Raw genomic sequence first — 5,148 nt, 5'->3', positions numbered from 1 at the left:
CATCGGGGTGGTTCCGGGTACGCAGACCCAAGGTGGATTTGGCCCTGAATCGAGCGTCGAGCCGGCCGGCAGCGTCACCTCGTCGAGCACGATCTTGCCGTGGTAGGCTCCGGTGCCGACATTGGTGACCCTGATGGTGAAGTCGCAGCCGCCGCCCATCGTGCAACGCGTCACGTCGGCGCGTTTCTCGACCTTGAGGTCCGGCTCCTTGTCCCTGGGCGGGCACCTCTGGTCACGCGGGATGACGATGTCGATCGTCTGCGTGCAGCACAGGCCCCAGCCTTCCTTCGGACCGGCATAGGTTTCGATGCCGGTGACGATGAGGTGGATGACGTCGCCGGGCGAGGCACCGACGATCTTCCAGTTGAGCACACCGCCGCCCGCCGGCACCAATTGGGTATCGGGGATGATGTTGATGCCGGGCGTGCTCGTCGACACCTGCACCCACTTGCCGCCCATCTCCGGGCCGACCGGCATGTGATAGATGAAGGCGCCGCCGCCGGGCACGCAGTCGACCGTACCGCGTTCCACCTTGAAGCATTCCTTGCCGGGAGGTGGCGGTGGCGGATTGCACTTGGTGACGTCGATCTTGATCGAGGTCTTCACGCCGGTCTTGAAGTCACCGTCGTCGGGCTTGCTCGGATCCTGCGATGGGATGATGGTCCCGGTGCCCGGTCCGGCCGTCACCTTGATCATGCCCTGGTTGTCGACGATCGTCGGCGCGGGAAATGCCGCACGATCGATCTTGGCCGTGATCGCGAAGTTGATCACACGCTCGTTGGCAGCGCCGACGCCGTCGACATCGGACGTGGAGATGCGGAAATCGGAAACCGTGGCAGTATCGTTCGGATTTGCCGAAGTGCTGATCGTTGCACCCGGCAGTGGTCCGCCGGACGAATCCGTGCCGTCGCCGGACACGTTGACGTTGATGATCGCAAGGCCGTGCGGAAGCTGGTCCTTGAAGTCGATCCTGACCTTCTTCAGCCTGGCCTCGAGGCTCGGGTCGGCAAGGCCCTGCGGATCGCCGCGCAAGCCGAAGCTCAGCGAGTAGACGACGTAATCGCAGCCTCTTTGAACGCCTGTCTTGGTGAAGAAAGGCACCACCTGGTCAGGCCTCGGAGTGACGACGCGCGAACTGTCGAGATCGAGCTTCAGCTCCGGGGTGATCGAGGCAGCGTCTTCTGCAAAGCCTTGCACCGGGGTGAACGTGGCGACCGCGATACCGGCCGCCATCAGCCAGCGCGCGCCGCGCCTGGCGTATGACAGGGGTTTCATGATCGTCTCCATGACGGTTGTTTGGGCGTTCGTTGCGAGCGGGGAGAGTGCGAGATTTTTCATCTTCCCCTCCTCAACGTTCGCAGCTGGCGGCTGGGGTTCTGAGCGGCAAAGTCATCTTGCAGCAAGGGTAATAGCCACCCTTGTCCTTGTCGGACTTCCTGTAGAAGCAGAGCCCGACATCGACTGTGTCGCCCGGATAGTGGCCGGTGATGTCGATCGTGTAGGGCTTGCCGGGCGCATGCGACTGGGATGATGTCACCCCGACGCCTGGCGTCCTGGACTGGACCTTGATCGAATCGCCGCCGAAGCCGGCATGGTCATGGAGATAGAGATCGGCCTCGAGGCCGGAAGGCGTGCAGTAATACTGGACGTCGTCGACGTCGAGACATGGAGGCAGGTTGCCGGGTGGTGGGAAATCCGGCGGGTAGAAGGGGGGCAGGTAGCCGCCCGGGATTTCCTCGTAATAGCCGGCGCGGCCCTCGCAAGGGTGCCAGACGGCAACATCGCCGACATGGCCCTCGACCTCCGGGTCTTCGAAATAACCGTCGAAGTCGACGAACCATGAGCCGAAGGGCGGCACATTGGCCGGCTTGACCAGCTCTTTCGGCGTGATCTGCACACCGTGTACGGCCAGCGGCCCGCCGGCTGCGAGCTGTTCGGCGAGTGAAGGATTGTCGCGCAGCTTGTCGCCCGTGTTGACCAGCGTCTGCGTGCAGACGGAGCTGTCGAGATTGCCGTCGGCATCATAGCCATATTGCAGATCAAGACCGCCGGCCGACTGCCGGTTGCCTTGGGGGAAGCCGACCGCATATTCCTGCGGCACTTCGACCCAGACCGATTCCGTTTCCGGATCGTCCGGGTTCTCCCGGAAGTAGCGGATGACCTCGCCTTTACCGGAATCGGCGAACTGGCCGTAATCGTAACGGTTTTCGACCGGACCGCGCTGGGCCAGGTACATGAAGCCGCTGTTGTCGAAGGCGATGTCGGTGACGGCGTAGTCCTTGTCGGCCCTGACCGTCAGTTCCCAGCGCGGGTCACCGGCAAAACTGCCGTCGCGGGCGATGCCCACCGACCAGATTTCCGACTTTTCGCCGACCGAATAGTAGAGCCGGCCGCCATGGTAGGAGACACCCCAGACGCGGCGCTCGTCCTGCGTGTAGCCCCAGCTGTCGGGGTCTTCGCTATCGAAGGCGGCACCTTGTATGTCCATCACCGAACCATCGTCGGCGACGGGAGCGAGCCCATGCGTGGGCCGGCCGGCAACGCCGTGATCGAAGCTGTCGATCAGTCTGCCTTCGGCGTCGATGCGATGGATCAGGCCGGTGTCGAGATCGGACGCAAAGAACTCGCGGTGAGTGGCGTCGAAAGTGAGATTGCCGATGCCGGGACCGCTGTTGGTGTCGATGTCGGCGAATTTGGAGACCTGGCCGGTGATGCCGTCGATCTTCCAGACGGTGCCCGGCCCGCCACCGTTTTCGGTGCCGAACTGGCCATCCATGAAGGTGGCGCCGGCAGCGCCGCGGCGCTGCCTCTCGGGGCGGCCGTCATCGTCGGCATCCGGGGTGACGATACGGATGCCGTGCAGCGAGGTGGCGCCGGCATAGAGATTGGGAATGCCCGATGGAACGCCGTCGCGCACGCCGTCATCATAGGTGACGCCGAACACCTGGCCGATCTGCTCCGCCGTCACCTCGAAGGGCGGCGGCGTGTTGACCAGCTGGCCGGAGGCTGGGCCGCCCAGATGCGAAACGTCGAACACGCGCAAGGTGGCGCGCGTGGGGTCGATGAAGGTTTCGTCGACCGGATCGACGCCGGGCGGCAGGCCCTCTTTTTCGGAATCAGGGGGGTCGAAATTGGGAATGATGGTGCCGGAGAATCCGGTCACCGCCATCGAGCCGGGATAGATGATCCGGGTTTCCTGCGCCTGCGCGGCGCCCAGCCACAGGCCGAGTGCCAGCGCCAGCAACCCGCCTGGATGCACAGCACGGCGCAAGCCGCCATCAAGAGACGACACGAACGAGCCGCGGATGCGAGACATGACACTACCCCCCGTAGTCGACGGGAGAACGTCGGGGCTGGCCGCGCAAATCAGGGCAAGGCGCGGCGGTCCGGCTCGTTCTTCCCTGATCGAATTGTCTGCTTTCCTCAAGACGACGATACGCCTGGTCTTACGCAGGGTCAACGGAATCAGCGGAAAGCCCAGCGCATCGACCCCGTCCCGAAGGCGGTGGTCGCGCCGAGCTCCTGTTGTTCCCGGAGACCGCAGAGCCTCTGGGTTATTGGTCATGGGGGCTTCCTTTCCGGGCCGCACCATGCGGCACCTAGAGATCAGTCGCGGGCGGAGATGGAAAGGTTCATGGAAGGCCTGCGCAGAATGCTTGCGCGCGATGCCGCCTGTTCTTATATACGCGCCAAGCCGTTCGGCGCCGGAATGCCGGTTGCCGGAACGGGATTTCTTGTGAACAGGGGCTTTCGTCGGAACGCCTGTACGGGTCCTGAGAGCCTGCTTAGCGGAGAGACTAGAGAAATGGCAAAAGTAATCGGTATCGATCTCGGCACCACCAACTCCTGCATCGCCATCATGGATGGCAAGGAGCCCAAGGTAATCGAGAATGCGGAAGGCGCGCGCACGACGCCTTCCATCGTCGCCATCTCGGGCGACGACGAACGTCTGGTCGGCCAGCCGGCCAAGCGCCAGGCGGTCACCAATCCTGAAAACACCATCTTCGCGGTCAAGCGCCTGATCGGCCGCCGCTATGACGATCCGGTGACGGAGAAGGACAAGAAGCTTGTCCCCTACAAGATCGTCAAGGGCGACAATGGCGATGCCTGGGTCGAAGCCGGCGGCAGGAAGCAGTCGCCCTCGCAGATTTCGGCCATGATCCTGCAGAAGATGAAGGAGACGGCGGAAGCCTATCTCGGCGAAAAGGTCGAGAAGGCGGTCATCACCGTTCCGGCCTATTTCAACGACGCCCAGCGCCAGGCGACCAAGGATGCCGGCAAGATCGCCGGCCTTGAAGTGCTGCGCATCATCAACGAGCCGACCGCGGCAGCGCTTGCCTATGGCCTCGACAAGAAGGAAGGCAAGACCATTGCCGTCTATGACCTTGGCGGCGGCACGTTCGACATTTCGGTGCTCGAAATCGGCGATGGCGTGTTCGAGGTCAAGTCGACCAATGGCGACACCTTCCTCGGCGGCGAGGATTTCGACATGCGCCTGGTCGAATACCTGGCGGCCGAGTTCAAGAAGGAACAGGGCATCGACCTGAAGAACGATAAGCTTGCCCTGCAGCGCCTCAAGGAGGCGGCTGAAAAGGCCAAGATCGAGCTGTCGTCGACCACCCAGACCGAAATCAACCTGCCCTTCATCACCGCCGACGCGACCGGGCCGAAGCACCTGACGCTGAAGCTGACGCGCGCCAAGTTCGAGCAGCTGGTCGACGACCTCGTCCAGCGCACGATTGCCCCTTGCAAGGCGGCGTTGAAGGATGCCGGCCTGAAGGCGGGCGAGATCGACGAAGTCGTTCTGGTCGGCGGCATGACCCGCATGCCCAAGATCCAGGAAATCGTGAAGCAGTTCTTCGGCAAGGAGCCGCACAAGGGCGTCAATCCGGATGAGGTCGTCGCTCTCGGCGCCGCCATCCAGGCCGGCGTGCTGCAGGGCGACGTCAAGGACGTGCTGTTGCTCGACGTGACGCCGCTGTCGCTCGGCATCGAGACGCTGGGTGGCGTGTTCACCCGCCTGATCGAACGCAACACGACGATCCCGACCAAGAAGAGCCAGGTGTTCTCGACGGCCGAGGACTCACAGTCGGCAGTGACCATCCGGGTCTTCCAGGGTGAGCGCGAAATGGCCGCCGACAACAAGGC

Annotated in this window: 2 protein-coding genes and 1 pseudogene; 1 reads left to right on the top strand and 2 read right to left on the bottom strand. The window is 63.4% G+C overall.

Annotation, left to right across the window (positions count from 1 at the left end):
- Window positions 1-1,338, bottom strand: a pseudogene (locus tag EN884_RS25195) (DUF11 domain-containing protein); the annotation flags it as partial.
- 10 nt (window positions 1,339-1,348) lie between these two features.
- Window positions 1,349-3,592 carry a hypothetical protein gene (locus EN884_RS25190; RefSeq protein WP_063169677.1) on the bottom strand — a complete coding sequence of 748 codons (2,244 nt, stop codon included), beginning with the start codon at window positions 3,590-3,592 and terminating at the stop codon, window positions 1,349-1,351.
- A 213-nt stretch (window positions 3,593-3,805) separates the two neighbouring features.
- Here EN884_RS25190 and dnaK point away from each other — a divergent pair.
- Window positions 3,806-5,148: molecular chaperone DnaK (gene dnaK / locus EN884_RS25185; RefSeq protein WP_128360792.1), on the top strand; the 1,343-nt coding region annotated here is incomplete at its 3' end.

Origin of the sequence: Mesorhizobium sp. M7A.F.Ca.AU.001.01.1.1, assembly GCF_004022735.1 — a bacterium.
Lineage (GTDB): Bacteria > Pseudomonadota > Alphaproteobacteria > Rhizobiales > Rhizobiaceae > Mesorhizobium > Mesorhizobium ciceri.
The sequence above is the reverse complement of the archived record's forward strand: the minus strand, read 5'-3'. Positions and strand labels throughout refer to the sequence as shown.

Excerpts from the sequence above, each read along its gene's own strand:
- EN884_RS25190 (WP_063169677.1), bottom strand. The coding sequence starts at position 3,592 with ATGGTGCGGCCCGGAAAGGAAGCCCCCATGACCAATAACCCAGAGGCT.